The following is a 19,953-nucleotide window of genomic DNA, read 5'->3' as shown; positions in this document are numbered from 1 at the left end:
CACCGCAACGGCTGACTAGACACGCCCCCGGATCAGGTCGGCCGCCCTTTCGGCCAGCATGATGGACGGCAGGTTCGTGTTGCCCCCCGGTTCGCTGGGCAGGACGGAGGCATCGACCACCCGAAGGCCGTCGACACCATGAACCTTGAGCGTGCTGTCGGTTACGGCGAGCGGGCCGTTGCCCATTGCGCAGGTGCCCAGCGGGTGTTGCCGAACGTGGGCGTTTTCGCGGATCGCCTGCGCGATCTCCGTATCGGACTCCAACTGCCGACCCGGGCTGATCTCACATTTGACGACCTTCTGCATCGCAGGAGTTTCAAAGATCGCGCGGGTGGCCCTGATCGCGGCGGTCAACGTCCTCACGTCATCCGTCTCTTTCATCAGATTGAGCTGAATGCGCGGCGCATCGCGCGGGTCCGAAGACGCCAGGCTGACCCTGCCACGAGACTGCGGGTATAGGATGCCGACCCGAACGCTAAGGCAGTGCCGTGTCCGAGGCCTCAAAGCAGGGAACCATGTGCGCGCGGAGCCATCGATCGGCATGAGAATGAGTTGAACGTCGGGGCGATCCAAGCCCTCGCGGCTGCGCAGGAAGGCCACCGCCGTTGCGCCGTTGTTCACAAAGGTCCCCTGTCGGGAGATGTGCCATTTGGCGACGGACAGCGCGGCCCGGTCCCAGCGAAGGGCATTGAGCAGCGTTTCGGGCTGGCGTGTTTCCCAGCTCATCACAAAATTCGGATGTTCCGAGAGATTGCCCCCGACCCCTGGCAAATCGGTCCAGAGCGGAACGCCCATTTCTGCGAGGTGGTCCGCTGGGCCGATACCGGAGAGAAGCAGGAGGTGCGGCGACATGTAAGCGCCCGCACAGAGGATGACCTCCCGATCGGCGTGGGCCTGCTCGACACGGTCGTGGTGCAGGAATTCCACACCGGAGGCGCGTGTGCCGTCGCGAAGCACCCGCAAGCCACGGGCGCCGGTCAGGATCGTCAAATTCGGGCGGGCGCGGGCCGGACCGAGGTATCGGCGCGCCGGAGTCTGACGCTCTCCATCGGCGATGGCAAGCTGGATACGGCTGATGCCCTCGGTCTCGCCGGCCAGATAGTCTTCACGCTCAGGCCACCCGGCTTCGAGCGCGGCATCGCGGAAAGCCGGGTAGAGCATCTGCGGATCGTCGACACGGGTGATGCCGATGGGGCCGGACTGCCCGTGAACGCTTGCATCAGGGCTCCAGTGGCTTTCCAGGCGCCGGAAATAGGGCAGCACATCCTCGTAGCTCCAGCCCGCAAGCCCGGATTGCGCCCAGCCGTTCCAGTCGCTTGGGTGGCCGCGCGCGCAGATCATGCCGTTGATCGCTGCGCTTCCGCCCAGCGTGCGTCCGCGCCGCAAATCTACCCGGCGCCCGTCGAGGCCAGGTTCTGGTTCGGTGCGAAACCGCCAGATGTAGCGGCGATGCTGGGCCATCTTCATGAAGGCAAACGGCATGCGCAGCCAAGGGTGGCGATCCGGCGGGCCCGCTTCCAGCAGGAGCACCTTGCAGGCGGGATCTTCGGACAGCCGCGCCGCGAGCACGCAGCCCGATGGGCCGGCGCCGACGACGATGTAGTCGTATGCCGTCACGAGAACAGCGCGCGCGCGATGATCTCCAGCTGGATTTCGTTGGTCCCTCCAAAGATGCTCTGCGACCGGGTGTTGAAGTAGATCGCAGCGGCGGCGCGGATATCCTCTTCCGCCTCGCTGGTCTCGGGCAGGTCATAGAGCGGGCGCTGCGGTTCCCATTCAAGCGCGGCCGGGCCAAGAACCGTCACGGTCAGCTCGGTGATCGACTGGCGGATGCGGCTGCGCTCGATCTTCATTGTCGAGGAGGGCACCGGCCCCGGGTTGCCGCCGGATTGAACCTTGGACATGGACGACAGTTCGAGCATGTCGTTGGCGTCGATATCCGTGGCGATCTCGGCGAAGCGGGCCGCGATAAGCGGATCGTCGATCGGGCGGGTGCCATCAGTCGCCGGCCTTGAGGCGATGCGCAAAAGGCGGCAGTGCATGGCCCGCAGCAACCCACCGGCAAAGGAGCCGCCACGCTCGAATTCGAGCAGGTATTTGGCGATCTCCCACCCCTGCCCTTCCTCGCCGATGCGTTCGGCCACCGGCACGCGGACGTTGTCGAAGAACACCTGATTGAACTCATGCGTCCCGCAGATCGAGGTGATCGGCGCGATCTCGATGCCCGGCAGCGAAAGGTCGATCAGGATGAACGTGATCCCCTGCTGCTTTCGGCCCTCTGAATTGGTGCGCACCAGAGCGAACATGTGGGTGGAGCGATGGGCAAGGGTCGACCAGATCTTGGAGCCGTTGATGACGTATTCGTCGCCCTCGCGCACGGCTTTGCACTTGAGCGACGCAAGGTCGGAACCAGAGCCCGGCTCGGAATAGCCTTGCGACCAGAAATGCTCTCCGGACAGGATGCGCGGCAGGTAGTGATCCTGCTGCTCCGGCGTGCCGTAGCGCATCAGCACCGGCGCGATCATCTTGATCGAGGCGCCGCGAAAATGTGGCTCGTCGGCCATCTCGCATTCCTGGTCGAAGATGTAGCGCTGCGCGAGGCTCCAGCCCGGCCCGCCGAACTCTTCCGGCCAAGAGGGCGCAACCCAGCCGCGCTGGTTGACCTTGGATTGCCATGCCAGCCCGATCTCGGGCTCGGCGAGGAAGCTGGTGTTCAGCCGGGAGGCACGGCGCACATCGGCGGTCAGTTCGCTGTCGAGAAACTGGCGGATCTCGGTGCGGAACGCCGCTTCGGCGGGAGTGAGTGTCAGATCCATCAGAGGCTCCTTCAGCCTTCGGCGGGCGCTTGCAGGAGGCTCTGCGACAGAACCTCCGGGCGGGTGATCTCGGCGCCGTAACGGGCGAGATGCTGCGCCGTGGTGCCCATCAGTTGCTCAAAGACAAAGAGACGTTTGAACCAGGCGCCTGTCGCCATTTCTTCGGTGAAGCCCATGGCGCCATGCAACTGAATCGCCTCTTGTGCAACGGAGCGGGCGTTGCGTCCGATCTTGGCCTTCGCGCCGGAGACACCGCGAATGCGGGCGGAAGGCTCGGCGTTGATCGAAACCGTGGCCAACAAGGCCGAGGCGCGGGCCTCCTGGCATTTCACCGCCATTTCGGCCATGCGGTGACGCAGGGCCTGAAACTCGCTCAGCGGCCGGCCGAATTGCTGGCGCTCGCTTGTGTAGGCCACGGTTGCGTCAAGTGCGGCCTCCATCGCGCCGACGGCATCGGAGCACAGGCAGGCCACCGCCCGGTCGCGCACGGCGTCGATTGTCGTCATGGCATCTTCGTTCGCGCCGAGCAGATCGCTCTGCGCAACCGAAAGCCCGTCAAGCTCAAGCCGGGCTGCGCGAGAGCCGTCCGCCAGCATATAGGCGCTGGCCTTCAAGCCTTCGGTGCCGCGCGGCACCGCGAAGATGCCCATGCCACCGCCCGGCATGCTGGCGCTGACGAGAAAGACATCGGCAGCGGCACCGCCCAGAACCAGCTGTTTGCGCCCGGACAGCGTGAAACCGCCTTCAGACTTCGTCGCCGAAACCTCTGCCCCTGCCTCGGCTACGTCCGCAAAGGCCAGCAGGTGGCGACCTTCGATCAGCGGCTCCAGAAGTGCCGCGCGCTGCGCAGGGTTGCCCAGCCGTTCCACCAGCCCGCCGGCCAGGACGACGGCCCCGAAGTATGGCTCGACCACAAGCGCGCGGCCCATTTCCTCCATCAGGATCGATAGATCGACCTCATCGCTGCCAAACCCGCCGTTCTCCTCGGAAAACGGCAGAGCGAGCCAGCCCTGCTCGGCAAAGGTGGCCCAAAGCCCCGGCGCGCGGCCGTCGCCGGACGTGACGGCGGCCTGACGGGTCGGGAAATCGTGCCGCTCGGCCAGCAGGCGCCGCACGGTATCGCGCAGCATCTGCTGGTCTTCGGTGTAGGTCAGATCCATCGGGCCCGCTCAGCGTTTGTAGGCGCCAAGACCGGGCCGGTAGGTCTTGTCGTCGAGGAACTGCTTGAGGCCCTGTTCCCGACCCTTTTCCTTGTCGACAAAGACCGTCTGGTCGCCCTTGGCAGTGAGATACTCGGCGGACTCTTCCCAGGTCATTTCGCGGATGTACTTATAGGCCATCCGGGCCTGACGCATCGTCGTCGGGTTCTTTTCGAGCAGAACCTTGCACAGCTCGACGGTACGTTCGCGCAGTTTGTCGGCCGGCACGGATTCGTTGACCAACCCAAGTTTCACCGCTTCCTGACCTCCGAATTGCTCACCCGTCATGACGTAGTAAAGCGCCTGGCGGTCGCTCATCAGGGTCGAGATCGCCTTGGAAACGACGCCGCCGGGGATGATGCCCCAGTTGATCTCGGACAGGCCGTAGACCGCATCGTCGGAAGAAATGGCAAGGTCACAGCAGATCAGCGGCGTGAAGGCCCCACCGAAGCACCAGCCGTTGACCATGGCGATGGTCGGCTTGGAATAGTGCATCAGCGTGCGCCACTGCCAGGCGCGGGTGGAGCGGTAGGCGCGCATCCTTTCCACATCCGAGACACCATCGGTGGCGCGGAAGAAGTCCTTCAGATCCATGCCCGCAGAGAAGGCCGAGCCTTCGCCGGTCAGCACAAGCACGCCGCAACGGTCGTCGATCTCCAGCTTGTCCAGCACGACGTTCATGTCTTCCGCGAGACTGACGCTCATCGCGTTGCGCTTTTCAGGGCGGTTCAGTTTGACCCATGCGATGCCGTCCTCGAAGGCCACGGCGACATTGTCGCCGCTCAGATCGGGGTCGTTGGCCGGCAATGTGGCTTCAGTTGCAGTCATTTCAGTCTCCTGTCGGTGTTCATTCATCAGTTGAGGACGAACAACGCGTCCAGCGCCGTGACGCCCTTGCCTTCGACACGCACAATCAATGGGTTGATGTCGATCTCGGCGATGTCCGGTTGTGCCCGCATCAGCGCCCCAAGACGGACGATGACCTCCGCGAGCGCCGCCACATCGCGCGCCGGTTTGCCGCGGAAGGCGCCCAGCATCCTGGCGGAGCGCAACATGCCGATCTCTCGGATGGCGCCCGCTTGGTCGATGTCGGCAGGCAGAAGGCGGGTATCGGCCAGAATTTCCGTCCAGACCCCGCCAAGGCCGACGAGGATCACCGGCCCCCAATTGGGATCGCGGCTGGCGCCGACGATCATCTCTGTGCCGTCTGCATCCATCGCTTCGATCAGGATACCGTCGAGGGTGATGTCGGGCCGGGCTTTGCCGACGCTGGCGTACATCTTTTCCCATGCGGCGCGCAGGGCAGTGGCGTCAGCAATGTCAACGGCCACGCCGCCCGCGTCGGATTTATGGGCCAGCGCCGCCGCCTGCGCCTTAAGCACGACGGGGTAGCCGACGTCGGACGCGGCCGCTTCGGCCTCTGCTACGGTTGTGGCGAGCCGCCCGTTTGGCACGCCGATCCCCAATTCGCGCAGGAAGTCCTTGCCGCGATATTCCGGGATCGTCCCTTTGCCCTCAAGTCGCGGCAGTTTGATCGCCGGGGTTTTCCGGGTTTGAAGGGCTGCAAGGTCGTCCGCATATTTCTGAACAACCCGAATGGCCCGCAGCGCGCGTTCGGGAGAGCGAAAAAACGGAATGCCGCTGTCGCGGACCGCCTTGACGAAGGCGGGATCGAGCGGGTCTTCATCGCCCAGGATCGTCAGCACCACCGGCTTTTGCGCAGTGTCGAACACCGGCAAGAGGTGGTCCGACTTGACGATCTGCAGGTTGGGCGCGCCGCCGACATGGCAGTTGAGCACGACCCCGACAGCCGGATCGTCCAGCATCGCCTGCGTGCTGGTGCCAAATATTTCGGGCCTGACAAAGCCGGTGGTGCCGATGTCCAGCGGGTTCGAAGCCTCGCCGTCGATCTCGGCCGAAAGCCTGTCGAGCGTGGGTTGCGCCAGGGGCGCGATCGGCAACTCGATAGCTTCGCAAAAATCGAACGAAAGGCCACGGATCGCGCCGGAATTGCTGATGACGCCGACGCCGCCAGGCACCGGAGTGGGCCAGTTCAGCAGGATCGCGGAGACGTCGAATAACTCTTCGGTCGTCTCGACGATGGCGACCCCCGCATAGCGCATGGCGGTGCGCATGGCTGCGTGGTTCCCGGCCATGGCGCCGGTGTGCGACAATGCCGCCTCCGCGCCTTTGTCCGAGGCGCCGGGATGCAGCATGACGATGGGCACACCCTTGGCGCGCGCGCGATGAGCCACGTCCAGAAACCGGGGGCCATTGCGGATCTGCTCCACATAGACGGCGATCAACCCGATCTGGGGATCGTCCAGCATCGCTTCGATATAGTCCTCGGCACCGGTCTGGGCCTCATTGCCCGTCGCCACCACACAGGAAACATCTATCGCACGACCGTGCATGGCCGCGCGGATGTTGGAGGCCGTCGCTCCGCTTTGCGCGATGATGCCAACCGCCTTCGACGTCCCGAGCGCGCGCGGCGCCATGCGCTCGAAAGTGATGGGCACACCATCCTTGTAGTTGATGAAGCCCATGCAGTTGGGTCCGAGCATGGGCATGTCGGCCTCACGGCAAAGGGCGGCCAGCTCTTCCTGAAGGATGCGCCCTTCTTCTCCGGTCTCCGCAAATCCAGCCGAGAACACCACGACACTGCCAATCTTGCGGGCGATGGAATCGCGGATGGCATCGGCAATCGCGGCCTTGGGGACGATCAGGACCAGCAGGTCGATCCCTTCGGGCAGGGACAGAATATCGGGCAGGCAGGACCGCTCGCCGATGCGGGTCTTCTTGCGGCTGACCAGGTGAATATCGCCTGTGAATCCAAACGCATCGAGGTTGGCCAGAACGCTGCCGCCAATCGTGCGAGGGTCGTCATTTGCGCCAACGATAGCGATGGACCGTGGGCGCAGCATCCTGTCGAGCCCGGTCGGCTTTGTCGTTGTCTCGGCGGAGATTGCACTATTCGTAACGGTGTTCACAGGCACCATTCCTTTCAACGGATTGGCCGTCACACGGCCATCATATCGGCTTCGAATGTATATCAGGATTCCTGATACCTATCAATCCGCTTATTGCATCAGTTCAGCAGATTGTGCGCACTGCTCCAGGAGAGCACGCGATCGATGCAGGTCTTCAGTTCTTCGGGTTGCCCGACATAATAATGCGTTGCCCCGACGATCCGGAGGTACTCCTTGTCCGGCGTCGCCAGCGCGGCTGCAATCGTCGGGTTGTGGGTGGCCGGAACGGCCTCGTCGGCCGTATTCTCGATCTGAAGGACGGGAGTTTTGTGGATCAGTGCCGCGTTCATCGGGCCCTTGGCGTTCGACAGGTCATAGCTCCACTGGCTGAGCCAGGAACGAAGGGTCGAAAAGCGCGCAAGCCCGACCGGGCCGACATTCACGGTACGCGGATCACCCATGTAGCTCACACCCAAAGCGCGTTCGTTCGGGTCGATAGCGAGGTCGAACCAGCGCAGGTCGCACATGGTCCGGTGCGTGACGAAGGCACGCTCCTGCTCGGGCGTATTTCGCTTGCGCAGGGTTTCCAGCATGTCCTGCGCCCAGGCTGTGATCTTGCGGTTGCGGGCCACCTGCGCCGCGCGAAACTTCTGGATGAAAGCCGCGTCGTAAGGCGGCTGATGCGGACAATCCGGCGAGTAGATATCGAACTCCGGGTCGCGCTTGTCCGGGTCGAGCTCGTCGATGACCGAAGGATCGAGCCACTCCGTAAGGGTCTCGGCGCGGCTCAGATGAGCGGCGATGAAGATCACCCCGTCGGCCGGTGTCAGCCCGGCCTCGACAAGGTTCACCTCGTCGCCCGCAGGTGTGTGGGTGATCGTCGGATTTTCGGCCTGGGCCTGATAGAACAGCGACAATGACCCTCCGCCCGACCAGCCGACCAGCACGATGGTGTCGTACCCCATCTCGGCCTTGGCATGGGCGATCCACGCCCCCAGGTCGATGGCCACCTTCTCCATGATCAACGCGCTGTCGTTCTTTGCATACCGGCTGGCGGCGCAGAGAACATGCAGCCCCGCGTCCACCAACGCACGAGGCATGGGCAGAAGGTTCAACGTCGACGTCGGGTGCATGAACACGAACAGTGTGCGGGACTCTGTCGCTGGACGCAGAAGTTGCCCCTCAAGATTGACCTTCCCGGCCTTGCCGGCGAACCCGTAGGTTTCGGTAAAGGCACTGCGGTCGGGAAAGGAGATGTGGAGCGGCACGCGCGTAAAAGCGGCCTCGGCTTCCATAGTCATTACTCAAGGCTCCGTCTGTCTGGGATGTTCTCTCAAGCGCCGGATGAAAGCGGAACGGTCAGGGCGTCGTAGCGGAACAGCCAGTCGTAACGTTCGGTGATCTTTTCCCGGGTCCACTCTGCATCGACATAATCGACGGCGCCCGCCTCGCTGGCGAGGGCCGGGTTGTGAAACCGCGCGATGTTGCCTTCCGAGCCGCGCACGATCTTCGCGGTGCGCTCGACCCGCGCGGCCTCATAAGCCTCGAAAGCTCTGACGTGGTCTTCGTTGTGCGCTTCAAGCGCGCGGGCAAAAACAAGCCCGTCCTCGATGGCCATGTTTGCGCCCTGCGCCAGAAACGGAAGCGTCGGGTGGCAGGCGTCGCCCAACAGGGTCACCCGCCCCTGCGACCACTGCTCCATCGGCGGGCGCAGAATGAGCGCCCATTTGTTCAGGGTGCCGACAGCGCGGATCAGGCCGCGCACATCCTCGTGCCACCCCTCGTAGTCGGCGAGGCATTCCTCGGTGGTCCCTTGAGTAGACCAGGACTCGACCTGCCAGTCGTCCCGCTCGACGACCGATACATAGTTCATCAGTTCGCCGCGACGCAGCGGATAGTGGATGACATGACCGCCCGGCCCGATCCAGTTGGTCCCGACAGGACGCTGCATATGGGGGGCGACATCGGCCCAGGGGATCACACCGCGCCAGGCCACGATGCCCGTGAACGACGGATCGCCATCTCCAAACAGACAGTTCCGAATGACCGAGTGGACGCCATCCGCGCCCACGACGATATCCGCTGTGGCCGTCATGCCGCCTTCGAAGCTCAGCACCGCCTCGCTGGCGGTCTCTTCCACACCGGTGCAAGCGTGGCCGAGCACAAGCCCGTCCGGGCAGCGTTTGATGAAAGCTTCGGCAAGGGTCTTGTGTAGATCGTTCCGGTGGAGCGTGAGATAGGGAAATCCGTAGATCTCCATCGACACCGGCCCCAGATCGAACAGTTTCCAGGTGCGCCCGGTGTTCCAGAGGCGCACTTCCTTGCCCTCGGGTTCACTGGCCAAAGCCATGATCTCGTCCTTCAGGCCGAGGTCGAAAAGGATCCGGCTGCCATTCGGGCTGATCTGAACCCCGGCGCCCAATTCCTTCAGTTCCGGAGCCTGTTCATAAACCTTCACATCATAGCCACGCTGTAGCAAAGCCAAGGCCGCAGTGAGCCCGCCGATCCCGCCACCGACAATCGCAATTCGCATATGATTTCACCTCGTTCCGTCGCAGCGGGGAACCACGTTCTCGACTACGTTTTTCTGTTGGGAGCTTGTTTCAGTCGGACCGCCACTGGGGGCCCGGCAGTTTGGCGGTCGTCCGGGGCCACCAGTGAAGCCCCGGACCCAAATTCTCAGAAGCTGTTCGGGTCGACCTTGGAATAGACCTCGGACCAGAGCGCGTCCTCAAAGGCTTGCGCCCCCTTACCGTCGATCTGTTCCGCGATGCCTTGCCACTTGGTGACCATCTCACGGTACGTGGCGATCAGAGTGGCCGGGTCTTCGACGCCGAATTTCTTGGCTCTTTCGATGCTCTTTTCAGTCTCCAGCCCGGCATAATCCGCCATCAGCTTGTCGAAATCGTCGCCGGCCTCGACCAGGGTGACGCCGTCATTGGCCACCGCTTCCTCCATGATCTTGTCGGAGTTGATCTTGAAGTTGTTGACGGTCATGTCGGCACCGATCGAGGCGAAGGTCTTCAGGTGAACCTGCTTTTCCTCGTCGGTCATGGCGTTCCACTTGTCGCGGTTCATCATGAAGGAGATGCCTGGCGCCGAGATTCCGAGGGAATAGTCGGTGACGTATTTGGCGAAATCCCCGAAGCCGTAGGTCTTGATCCACTCGCCAGCGCCGGCAACGCAGTCCAGGCCCCCGCGCTGAAGCAAGGAGACCGCATCCGAGAGCGACGCGGAGACGCCGGACGCGCCAGCCATTTCGACGATCACCAGCGACGCGCCGGAGGCCCGGACGCGTTTGCCCTTCAGGTCTTCGACGCTCGCAATGGGCGTGGTGCACATGAGCTGATAGGGCGCGGTCGCGAACCCACCGAACGGGATCTGATCCATCGCCGCCGCTTCTTCCAGGCAGGAGGGGCAATGCAGCATCACCGTCTCCACAGCGGCACCGGCAGCAACCACCGGATCGTCGCCTGGCACAACGATTTCATAGAGCATGGCAATCGATGGCAGCAGGTTGGGAACATACGGCGGAAAGCCGAAGCCGGCATCCATGATCCCGTCCTGAATGGCGGGGAAGGTCTCTTTGCCGCCGGCAAGCTGGCCGCCGGTCACGAGGTTCCACTTAATTTCCGGTGCTTCGGCTTCGATCTTGGCGAGTGCGTTGGGCAGCGCCACAGCCGAGAGATAGCCCGATGGCGCCCCCCAGACCCCGAATGTCAGTTCCTCGGCCTGCGCACTGGAGACTCCCATCGTCGCCCCCAGGATCAAGGTGCTTGTCAACAGTCGTTTCATTTTCAGTTCCTCCCTTTCATTTTTTGGTCGTTGCTCCCGGACGAGGTCGACGAATCGCTCCTCGCCCGAGAGTTACACTTGTTAAACATTGTATAACCAAATTAAGCTTTGACAACTGAGCGTGTTGGGGCCGTAGGCCGAACGCGCATTTTTGAGCCTCACATAAGATCGGGAAGGAAGGTCGAGAGTTCCGGGAAAATGATCATCAGCGCGACGACGACGACGTCGCAAACCAGGAACCACCCGACCCCGCGGAAGATCGTGCCGAGAGAGATGCTCTCCCCCACCACGCCTTTGACCACGAAGACATTGAATCCCAAGGGCGGCGTCAGCATCCCGATTTCAATGAACTTCACGACGATCACGCCGAACCAGATCATGTTCATGTCCATCGCCTGAATGAGCGGAATGAACACCGGCATGGTGATGAGCATGATGCCGATCGGGTCGAGAAACATCCCCAGGATCAGGTAAATCACGGAGATCGCCAAGATGATCAGCACCGGATCGAGCCCGAGCGGCGCGATCATGTCGGACAACATCTGCGATGCGCCGGACAGGCTGAGAAGACGGGTGAACATCAGCGCGCCGATGCCGACGAAGAAGATCTGCGCCGTCGTCACCATGGCTTCGCGCACGGCCCCGAGAAAGCCCTTCAAGTCGATCCGGCGTTGAAGCACCGCCATTACAAGTGCAAGCAGAGATCCGGCGGCCCCGGCCTCGGTCGGGGTGATCGACCCAGTGTAGATACCCCCGATGATCGCGACGATGATGACGATCAGCGGCCAGATCTGGCCGAGGGACCGCCAGCGCTCACGCCGCAGGTTTTCGATATCGATATCGACCTTCGGCGCCAGATCGGGCTGCAACGAGCAGCGGACAATGATCATGAAGGTATAGGCAAGAGCGGTCAGAATCCCGGGAATGATGCCGGCGATCAGCAGGTCGGCGATCGAGGTTTCGGCAAAGATCCCATAGAGGACCAGCAGGATCGATGGCGGGATCAGGGCGGCGATCGTGCCCGCACTGGCGACCACACCGGTGGCGAGACCGTCCTGATAACCGGCTTTCCGCATTTCCGGCACGGCAAGGCGGCTCATCGCGGCGGCAGACGCCATGGAAGAACCGCACCCCGCGGCAAATCCCGCCGAAGCGATGTTGGCAGCCACGGCAAGCCCGCCCGGCAACCCGGAAAGCCAAAGTCGGGCGCTATGGAACAACGCACCGGCAATACCCGAGGCAAATACGATGGACCCCATGAGAACGAACATCGGAATGGCAGAGAGATCCCAGTTCGCAGCGAAGGCATAGGGCGCTTCACGCACGACGGAGAGCGCGGTTGCCGTGCCTTTCAGATACCAGAAACCGACCAAGCTCACGACCGGCAGCGCAACGCCGATGGGCATGCGCAAGGCGATGAGGACGAGGACCGCCGCAAGGCAAATAAGCGAAAGCGTCAGACCGTCCATGTCAGCGCTCCACTTTCGCGCGAAGCGTTTTCACGAAGCGCAGCACAAGGCACAGGAAAAAGCTTGCCCCGGCGACCGGAAGGATGAACCGCGAGGGCCATGCAGTCAGGAAGCCGTGCGGAATCTCCAGCACTTCGTTGCGTGCCATCCGACGCATCGCAGAGATCCAGCTCTGCCAGGTGAAAACGGCCGCATAGATGATGCAGATTAGCTGTATCACCACCTCAAGCCATTTCTTCGGGGACCCGCGAAGGCTCTGGGTGAAGATATCGACCGAGATGTTCGTGTCCGTCAGGCCGAGGTAGGCCAAGGGCATGAACGTCGCCAGGATCATGTAGTAGGCGGCAACGGTCTCGTTTGTGCCGGGCAGCGGGTCGTTGACCACGGTTCTGAAGAACACGTCGAGGCTGACATGCAGCATCATCAACACCCCTGCGCAAACGGCAAAGGTCACGAGAACCCTGGACCACCAGTCCAGAAGTGAGTCAATTTTCTGCATCGGGATTACAGGCTCTCAGGGTCAAGCTTGGAGTAGACTTCCGTCCACAGAACGTCCGCGAAAGCATCGACATCGGTGCCGATTTCGGGGGCGAGCCCGCGCCACTTTTCGACGGCTGCGGCATAGGCCTTCTGGATGGCCTCGGGGTCTTCGACACCCAGATCACGGGCGCGGTCGGCGTTGATCTTCGCTTCGTCGACCTGGTAGTCCGCCATCAGCTTGGCGAAATCATCGCCGACCTCGACCATCTGCACGCCATTGTTGGCGATTTCCGCGTCGATCGTCTTCTGATTGTCGAGGACGAAGTTGTTGATGGTCATCTCCGCCGTCACGATAGGCGCCGCGCGAAGGGTCGCGAGACGTCCCTCAGGTGTCATCCGTTCCCAGGCCGCCGTGCCGAGTTGAAGGCCGATTGCCGGGGCGGTCACGCCAAAGGAGAAGTCGGTGACATATTTCGCGAAATCGCTGTATCCATATGTCTTCATCCAGCCACCTGCACCGGCAACGCAGTCCAGCCCGCCGCGCTGAAGCAGCGAGACGGCATCGGCCAACGATGCCGACACAACCGAAGCCCCCGCGATGGCAAGCATGTTTTGGGTGGACCCAGAGGCACGGATACGCTTGCCTTTCAGGTCCGCCACGCTGGCGATCGGCTCGCGGCACATCAGCACGTAGGGCGACGCGGCAAACATGCCCAAGGGCAACTGCTCGATGGCTTTGGCTTCATCGAGGCAACTCGGGCAATGCAGCAGGATCGTTTCCGTCGCAGCCCCGGCGGCAACGACCGGGTCTTCCCCGGCGACAACGGTGCCGTAGAGCATGGAAATGGAGGGAAGCAAGTTCGGAGCATACGGGGCGAAGCCAAAGCCGGCGTCCATAAGACCGTCCTGAATGGCCGAGAAGGTTTCCTTGCCCCCGGCGAGCTGCCCGCCGGAAATCAGGTTCCATGTCACGTCACCGCCGGTCTCTTCTTCGATCTGGGCGAAGGCGCGCGGCAGCGCGGTGGTGTTGAGCCAATCCGTCGAGGCGGGCCATGAGCCGTAGGTGAATTCTTCTGCGTTGGCGGGGCTGACCGCAGCCGCCAGGGCAATGGACACAACTAGTCTGAAGCCGAGCCTCATGTTCTTCTTCCCTCCCTTTTGTCGGTCCTGTGCGCATCGCGTTCCGCACAAGCCGACCCTGTTCGGAAATTATCATGCACCGGCATGGAGGCCGGACTCAACAAAAATTTGCCAAAATCTAATACAATTCGTTTTTAACAAACTTTTGCGGTGTGTCCCTGTCTCCCACTTATTGAAAGGCCGCACATCAATGTCTAACCCGTCGCGCCCGGCAGGCTGGCGTAGATGGTTCGTTCGCGCTCGTCCGGCCGGAAACAAGTCCGACAGCCGCAGGACCCGCCCCCAAAGGCCCCTAGCCTGCCGAAGCGGACAGCCGAGATCGAACCAGGTCCGCCGCCTTCTCGCCGATCATCTGAACCGTCGCGTTGATATTGCCCATGGTGTGGCGCGGGAAGATCGACGCGTCCGCCACCCAGAGCCGGTCGCACCCCGCCAGTTCCAGATCGGGGCTGACAATCGCATCGGGGTCCGACCCCATGCGGCAGGTGCCCACCGGGTGCATGAAACTGCGGGTGGTCTCCCTCAGCCACGCGAGATCGGCCTCGCGGTCCGAACCATCGGGCGGACAGGCGCCACGATCCAAGACAAGATCCGCAAAGGGCGGCTGCGCCGATATCCTGCGCGCCAAATCGAGGCCATTCAAAAGACTCTGGACATCCGCCGGGTCGTCCATGAGCCGAAAATCGATCTTGGGCGGAGTGAGCGGGTCGGCAGAGTGCAGGCCGATCTGCCCGCGGCTTTCGGGATGGTTGATGTTGACCCCTATCGACATGAGCGCCCTGTTCGGCAGGACGGCACGCCCGGTCGGGCCGACGTCGTTTGCATAGGGAAACAGGGTCAGTTGCAGATCTGGCTGCGCCAGCCCCGGCTGCGATCTGGCAAAACCGACCGCCTGAGCCGAGACCGTCCCGACCGGGCCTGCGCCTCCGCCAAGCGCCCATTGCAACAGGTGATACGCCGCCCTGGCACCACGGGCCTGCTGGTTGGCAGTAAAACCTTCGATCTCCAGGCGCAGACGAAAGCCTGCATGGTCGCGCAGGTTCGCCCCCACCTCCTTGCGGTCGGCCCGCACCTCAATGCCCAGCTCTTTCAGCACATGCGCCGGACCGATACCGGACAGCATGAGCAACTGCGGCGTCGCAATGCTGCCGAGGCAGAGCACGACGCCCTGGCGCGCCGAAATCCGTTCCGGCTGCCCGTGACGCATCATGTCGAGGCCCGTGACCCGTCTGCCGTCGAACCTTAGGGCGGTCGCATGCGCCCCGTCGATCACCTGCAGGTTGCCCCGCTTGAGGTTGGGCCGGATGTAGGCGTCATAGGACGAAACACGCAGACCGCGCCGGATCGAGGCATCCGCCAGCGCCATCCCGGCCCTGGCCCCCGACACGAAGCCTTCGACGGTTTCGATGCCCTCAGCGGCGCAGGCTTGCAGGAACGGCTCAGTGAACGGATATCTGTAGCCCAGACCGGATACCGGCTGCGGGCCGAGTTCTCCGGCCGACTGGTTCCCCTGCCCCGCCCGCGCTTCGAGCCGCCGGAACAATGGCTGGACATCTGTCCAGCTCCAGCCCGGATTGCCAAGCGCCGCCCAGGCGTCATAGTCAGCCGCGCTTCCGCGAATATGGATCATCCCGTTGATCGCCGACGACCCGCCAAGCATCCGCCCGCGCGGCAGCACATCCGCACGGTTGTCACGGGTCGGGTCCGGCTCTGTCTGGAGACGCCAGTCGTGGCGCGGGTTGCCGATGGTCCGCACGACAGCGGCGGGAACGCGGGACAGGCCCACCCGATCGGACGTCCCGGCCTCGACCAGAATGACCTTGCAGGACGGATCTTCGCTCAGACGCCCGGCGACGGCGCAGCCAGCGCTGCCCGCCCCAACGACAAGGACATCGCAGTCATGATGTGCCTCACCTTGGCTCAAGCGTCGGCCTCCGGCTTTCGCGACCAGTATTCATAGGCTTCTGTATGGTCCAGATCCGGTCCGACGGCGTCGCGTGCGGCGGCGAAACGGTCATGGACCAGATGGGTCAGCGGCGCGGTCACACCGGCTCTGTCCCCGAGGTTGGCAGCGATCCGCACGTCCTTGGTATAGAGTTCCAGCGTAAAACGGCGCTCGAAATCTCCCCTGAGGATACGCGGCATGGAGACTTCGGTAGAAAAGTTGCGCCCGGTCGAAACGTTCAGCACATCGACAATCTGTGCGGGGTCCAACCCAACTTCCGTGCCGATGATCATCGCCTCCGCCGCCGCGACGTAGCCCGCTGCCGAGACATAGTTGTTGAGCGCCTTCATCGCGTGGCCCGCTCCGACGGGGCCGAGATGAAAGAGACGGTTGCCGAGACAAGAGAGCACGGCCCTGGTGCGCTCCAGGACTGCGTCATCGTCGCAGCCGATCATGAAAACGAGATCCGCAGCCTCTGCGCCCGCACGCGCGCCGGAAACCGGGGCGTCCACCAGATGGCAACCGCGCGCGTTCAGCACGGCGGCAAGTTCGCGCGTCGCCTCGGGCGGCGAGGAGGTAGTGTCGATCATCAGCGTGCCCGGCTGCATCTGACCGAGCAATCCGGCCTCACCTCCCTCATCTAGAACCTTGCGCACGATTGCGCCGTTGGGGAGCATCGTCAGCAGAACCGTCGCCTCGGCCAGCTCGGCAACCGTGGCCGGATTGCGCATGCCGGTTTCTTCGGCGAAGGCCGCACGCTTCTCGGCGTCGATGTCGTAGGCCAGAACCTCGAATCCGCCGCGCACCAGATGGCGCGCCATTGCCGTGCCCATGTTGCCGAGCCCGATAAAACCGATCAGTTTGTCTTGCATTCTTCCTCTCCCGCGCCAGGCCGGTCGTGCGTCACAGTCCATCTTGTGGATTTGATATTATCATTGTAATTATGCTTATGTGGAAATTATTGAATGGGCAATCCTTAGATGCCCGCCGCATGCAAACCAACCAGGATGCCCAAACACATGGATATTGCCGCGCCACTCCTACCCCGCCCAGCCTCGGTTGCGAAGTTCCTCGACGGGCAACACCGCCTCCTGATCGGGGATGACTGGGTTGCGGCAGCGTCGGGAGAGACGCTCGACACTCTGGACCCCGCCGATGGCACAACCCTTGCCAGCGTGGCGTCAGCGGGTGCGGAAGACGTCGACCGCGCGGTCCAGGCAGCGCGACGGGCGTTCGAGTCCGGCCCTTGGCCGTCGATGCCCCCAAACGAACGCGCCCGGCTGATCTGGCGGCTCGCCGACCTGATCGAAGCGAATGCCGATGAGATCGCGCTGCTGGAATCGCTCGACAACGGCAAGCCGGTGGGGGACGCCCGCCATTTTGACCTGCCCCATGCAATCGAACTGTTTCGGTATTACGCGGGCTGGGCGACCAAACTGAACGGCGAGTCCATAGCCCTGTCCAATCCGGGGACATGGCATGCGTACACCCTTCGCGAGCCGGTCGGGGTCGTGGGCCAGATCGTGCCGTGGAATGCGCCCTTCATGATCGCAGCCTCCAAGCTTGCACCGGCGCTTGCGGCGGGATGCACGATGATCCTGAAACCCGCCGAACAGACGCCCCTGACGGCGCTAAGACTCGGCCAGCTTGTGCAGGAGGCCGGATTCCCCCCCGGCGTTGTCAATATCCTGACAGGCTACGGCAAGACCGCCGGTGCGGCGATGGCGGCGCATCCGGGGATCGACAAGATTACCTTTACAGGGTCCACGGCGACCGGGCGCGAGATCGTTCATGCCAGCACCTCGAACTTCAAAAGAGTCACGCTGGAGCTGGGTGGCAAGACGCCGGTCATCATCTTTCCCGATGCGGATATGGAGAAGGCCATTGCCGGGGCCGCCCGTGCGATCTTTTCCAATACCGGGCAGATCTGCAACGCGGGCTCTCGGCTCTATACCCACCCGGATGTGTTCGACCAGGTGATCGAAGGCGTCGCGGACATCGCAAGGAACATCCGCCTGGGGCGCGGCACCGACCCGCAAACGCAAATGGGTCCGGTCATCTCCAGCCAACAACTTGACCGGATTACCGGATACATCGAAACGGGCCAGCAGCAGGGGGCGACCCTGCTCAGCGGTGGCGGGCGGCCATCGGGGTCCGGCTATTTCGTCGAGCCGACGATATTGACCGACACCACCCACAAGATGGATGTGGTGCGCGAAGAGATCTTCGGGCCGGTGCTCTGCGCGATGAAATTCGACCCCGAGGAAATCGACCGCATCAGCGCCGAGGCCAACCAATCCGACTTCGGCCTTGGCGCCGTCATCTGGACCCGCGATATCGGAGTCGCCCACGGGCTGGCCCGCAAGCTGAAGGCCGGGACCGTCCGGGTCAACGGTGGCGGGCTCGATCCCGCATTGCCTTTCGGCGGGTTCAAGGCTTCGGGCTGGGGCCGGGAAAGTGGACGGGAAGGCATCGAGGCCTATACCGAAGTCAAATCTGTCGCGGTGAATTACTGAGCGCGAAAATGTAGCGAACGGGCGCTCGACCGATTTGGCGCGATGCTCTACCGTGAACTCCGGCATGAAGAAGGCAAAAAATGGTTGCACGAAAAGCAGGCACGGGTGAGGCGCAACGGCGCATTCAATCCATCGAAGTTGGGTTTCGCGTTATCCGCGTGCTGGAAGATGCCAACGGCCCCATGCCCTTGCGCGACATTGCCGCCGCCGCGGGTATGCCGCCCAGCAAGGCGCATCTCTATCTGGTCAGCTTCATCCAGGAAGGTGTCGCCTTTCAGGATTCTGAAACCGGACATTACGGGCTGGGCACCTTCGCCATCCAACTTGGCCTTTCCGCGATCCGACAACTCGATGTCGTGGGCCTTGCACGCGAGCATCTTGTCAAACTGAGTGACAGTACCGGCTATGCCGCCTACCTGTCGCTTTGGGGCGACCGGGGGCCGGGGATCGTGTCGAAGGTCGACGGGATCTATCAAGGTTCGCTGGCGGTGCGGCTCGGCTATGTCTTGCCCTTGCTCAGTTCGGCCACAGGGCAGATCTTCCATGCGTTCCTGAACGAAGGCAGCACAAAGGCGCTGTGCGAGAGCGAGCTTCAGGAACTGGCCGCGCAACCGGGAGAAACCCGCAACGTCGAGGCCTTGCGTGCCGAGGTCGCTGCGGAACGCGACACGATCAGGGCAAATGGCTATGCGATGTCGACGAACAAGGTGAACTGGAACTTCTCGGCCATCGCCGCGCCGGTCTATGACTACAGCTATGGCATCGTCGCAGCGGTCACCGTTCTGGGTGCGCAGAACAGCCTGCGAAAGGCAGGGCTCAAGAATGTGGTCGAGCAGGTTCTGCAAACCAGCCGCAGCCTGTCGACGAGTCTCGGCGCAGCGCCCTCAAGTTCACGCTTTCAAGGCTGACCGGCAGCCCCTCAGCCGATCGTCGTTGCCAGCAAGGCCATCGTCCTGTCCCATGCAAGCGCTGCGGACTCCGAATCGAAGCTGGCGCGGGCGTCACAGTTGAAGCCATGCCCCGCGTCGTAGATGAAGACGTCCACCTCCGGGCGGGCCTCCGCGACCGCTTCGACATCCGAGAGCGGGATCGTCTGGTCGGTTGCACCGTAGTGCAGCATCGTGGGGCAGTTCGGCACTTCGTCCGAAACCTTGGCAATGTACCCGCCGTAGTAGCCTACGGCCGAGGCCACACCCTCCAGACGCGTCGCGGCCAGATAGGCCAGCGAACCGCCAAAGCAGAACCCGACGACCGAGGTTTTCCCGCCCTGGGATTTCAGGTGGGCCTGCGCCGCGGCGACATCCTTCACCGAGGCCGACCAGTCGATGGCCTTCAGGAGCGGTAGGGACGCGGCGATCTCTTCAGGGCTGTAGCCGGTCTGGTAGTCTCTCTGCTGCCTGTCGAACAGAGCGGGGGCTATGGCGCTGTATCCGGCGGCGGCAAAGCGATCGACGACGCTGCGGATGTGTTCGTTGACGCCGAACATCTCCTGCAAGACCACGACACCCCCTACGGCGCCCTCGACCTTGTGCTCGTAGGCGTCGAACCGATGGCCATCTTCTGCGGTGAGTTGGATCCAGCTCATGTTTTCCTCGGCGTTCTGTGCAAGCGGACTTGACCCGCA

16 protein-coding genes are annotated in these 19,953 nt (G+C 63.0%); 2 read left to right on the top strand and 14 right to left on the bottom strand.

Going from position 1 to position 19,953, the window contains the following annotated elements; translation table 11 throughout:
• Nucleotides 1-15: 15 nt before the first annotated feature.
• The 13 genes from ABFK29_RS21685 to ABFK29_RS21625 all read right to left on the bottom strand — a co-directional run bounded on the left by ABFK29_RS21685 (nucleotide 16) and on the right by ABFK29_RS21625 (nucleotide 16,685).
• Nucleotides 16-1,617 (bottom strand): GMC family oxidoreductase, encoded by a 1,602-nt coding sequence (locus ABFK29_RS21685; RefSeq protein ID WP_005859391.1) that lies wholly within the window; start codon nucleotides 1,615-1,617, stop codon nucleotides 16-18.
• Entirely contained in the window at nucleotides 1,614-2,816 is a 1,203-nt protein-coding gene (locus ABFK29_RS21680; protein ID WP_005859393.1) for an acyl-CoA dehydrogenase family protein, read from the bottom strand. Before ABFK29_RS21680 ends, ABFK29_RS21685 begins: the two co-directional genes overlap by 4 nt.
• Nucleotides 2,817-2,827: 11 nt before the next feature.
• Nucleotides 2,828-3,976: an acyl-CoA dehydrogenase family protein gene (locus tag ABFK29_RS21675; protein ID WP_005859395.1), complete on the bottom strand. Its 1,149-nt coding sequence runs from the start codon at nucleotides 3,974-3,976 to the stop codon at nucleotides 2,828-2,830.
• A 9-nt stretch (nucleotides 3,977-3,985) separates the two neighbouring features.
• Nucleotides 3,986-4,843: a p-hydroxycinnamoyl CoA hydratase/lyase gene (locus tag ABFK29_RS21670; RefSeq protein WP_005859399.1), complete on the bottom strand. Its 858-nt coding sequence runs from the start codon at nucleotides 4,841-4,843 to the stop codon at nucleotides 3,986-3,988.
• Between the two features lie 26 nt (nucleotides 4,844-4,869).
• Nucleotides 4,870-7,005, bottom strand: a complete 2,136-nt coding sequence (locus ABFK29_RS21665) for an acetate--CoA ligase family protein (protein WP_347100622.1) — start codon at nucleotides 7,003-7,005, stop codon at nucleotides 4,870-4,872.
• Between the two features lie 98 nt (nucleotides 7,006-7,103).
• Entirely contained in the window at nucleotides 7,104-8,285 is a 1,182-nt protein-coding gene (locus tag ABFK29_RS21660) for an alpha/beta hydrolase family protein (protein WP_005859403.1), read from the bottom strand.
• Between the two features lie 32 nt (nucleotides 8,286-8,317).
• The gene (locus tag ABFK29_RS21655) at nucleotides 8,318-9,517 is read right to left on the bottom strand and encodes an FAD-dependent monooxygenase (RefSeq protein WP_040604617.1); all 1,200 of its coding nucleotides are present in this window, start codon (nucleotides 9,515-9,517) and stop codon (nucleotides 8,318-8,320) included.
• A gap of 146 nt (nucleotides 9,518-9,663) precedes the next feature.
• Entirely contained in the window at nucleotides 9,664-10,779 is a 1,116-nt protein-coding gene (locus tag ABFK29_RS21650; RefSeq protein ID WP_005859407.1) for a C4-dicarboxylate TRAP transporter substrate-binding protein, read from the bottom strand.
• 158 nt (nucleotides 10,780-10,937) lie between these two features.
• The gene (locus ABFK29_RS21645; protein ID WP_005859409.1) at nucleotides 10,938-12,248 is read right to left on the bottom strand and encodes a TRAP transporter large permease; all 1,311 of its coding nucleotides are present in this window, start codon (nucleotides 12,246-12,248) and stop codon (nucleotides 10,938-10,940) included.
• 1 nt (nucleotide 12,249) lies between these two features.
• Nucleotides 12,250-12,747: a TRAP transporter small permease gene (locus ABFK29_RS21640; RefSeq protein ID WP_083803451.1), complete on the bottom strand. Its 498-nt coding sequence runs from the start codon at nucleotides 12,745-12,747 to the stop codon at nucleotides 12,250-12,252.
• A gap of 5 nt (nucleotides 12,748-12,752) precedes the next feature.
• Nucleotides 12,753-13,868, bottom strand: a complete 1,116-nt coding sequence (locus ABFK29_RS21635; protein WP_005859413.1) for a C4-dicarboxylate ABC transporter substrate-binding protein — start codon at nucleotides 13,866-13,868, stop codon at nucleotides 12,753-12,755.
• Between the two features lie 292 nt (nucleotides 13,869-14,160).
• A complete protein-coding gene (locus ABFK29_RS21630; protein WP_005859415.1) occupies nucleotides 14,161-15,792 on the bottom strand; it encodes a GMC family oxidoreductase in 1,632 nt (543 codons plus the stop codon).
• A complete protein-coding gene (locus tag ABFK29_RS21625; RefSeq protein ID WP_005859417.1) occupies nucleotides 15,789-16,685 on the bottom strand; it encodes an NAD(P)-dependent oxidoreductase in 897 nt (298 codons plus the stop codon). The genes ABFK29_RS21630 and ABFK29_RS21625 overlap by 4 nt, the downstream gene beginning before the upstream one ends.
• A gap of 147 nt (nucleotides 16,686-16,832) precedes the next feature.
• Between ABFK29_RS21625 and ABFK29_RS21620 the strand changes: the two genes are divergently transcribed.
• Nucleotides 16,833-18,329, top strand: a complete 1,497-nt coding sequence (locus tag ABFK29_RS21620) for an aldehyde dehydrogenase family protein (protein WP_157136494.1) — start codon at nucleotides 16,833-16,835, stop codon at nucleotides 18,327-18,329.
• 80 nt (nucleotides 18,330-18,409) lie between these two features.
• Nucleotides 18,410-19,237 carry an IclR family transcriptional regulator gene (locus ABFK29_RS21615; protein ID WP_005859421.1) on the top strand — a complete coding sequence of 276 codons (828 nt, stop codon included), beginning with the start codon at nucleotides 18,410-18,412 and terminating at the stop codon, nucleotides 19,235-19,237.
• Between the two features lie 11 nt (nucleotides 19,238-19,248).
• Here ABFK29_RS21615 and ABFK29_RS21610 read toward each other — a convergent pair whose 3' ends face one another.
• Nucleotides 19,249-19,914, bottom strand: coding sequence for a dienelactone hydrolase family protein (locus ABFK29_RS21610; protein WP_040604649.1), 666 nt, complete (start codon nucleotides 19,912-19,914; stop codon nucleotides 19,249-19,251).
• Nucleotides 19,915-19,953: the final 39 nt, after the last annotated feature.

The organism is Sagittula stellata E-37, assembly GCF_039724765.1.
GTDB classification, from domain to species: Bacteria; Pseudomonadota; Alphaproteobacteria; order Rhodobacterales; family Rhodobacteraceae; genus Sagittula; species Sagittula stellata.
This window is presented reverse-complemented; position numbering and strand designations above follow the sequence as displayed.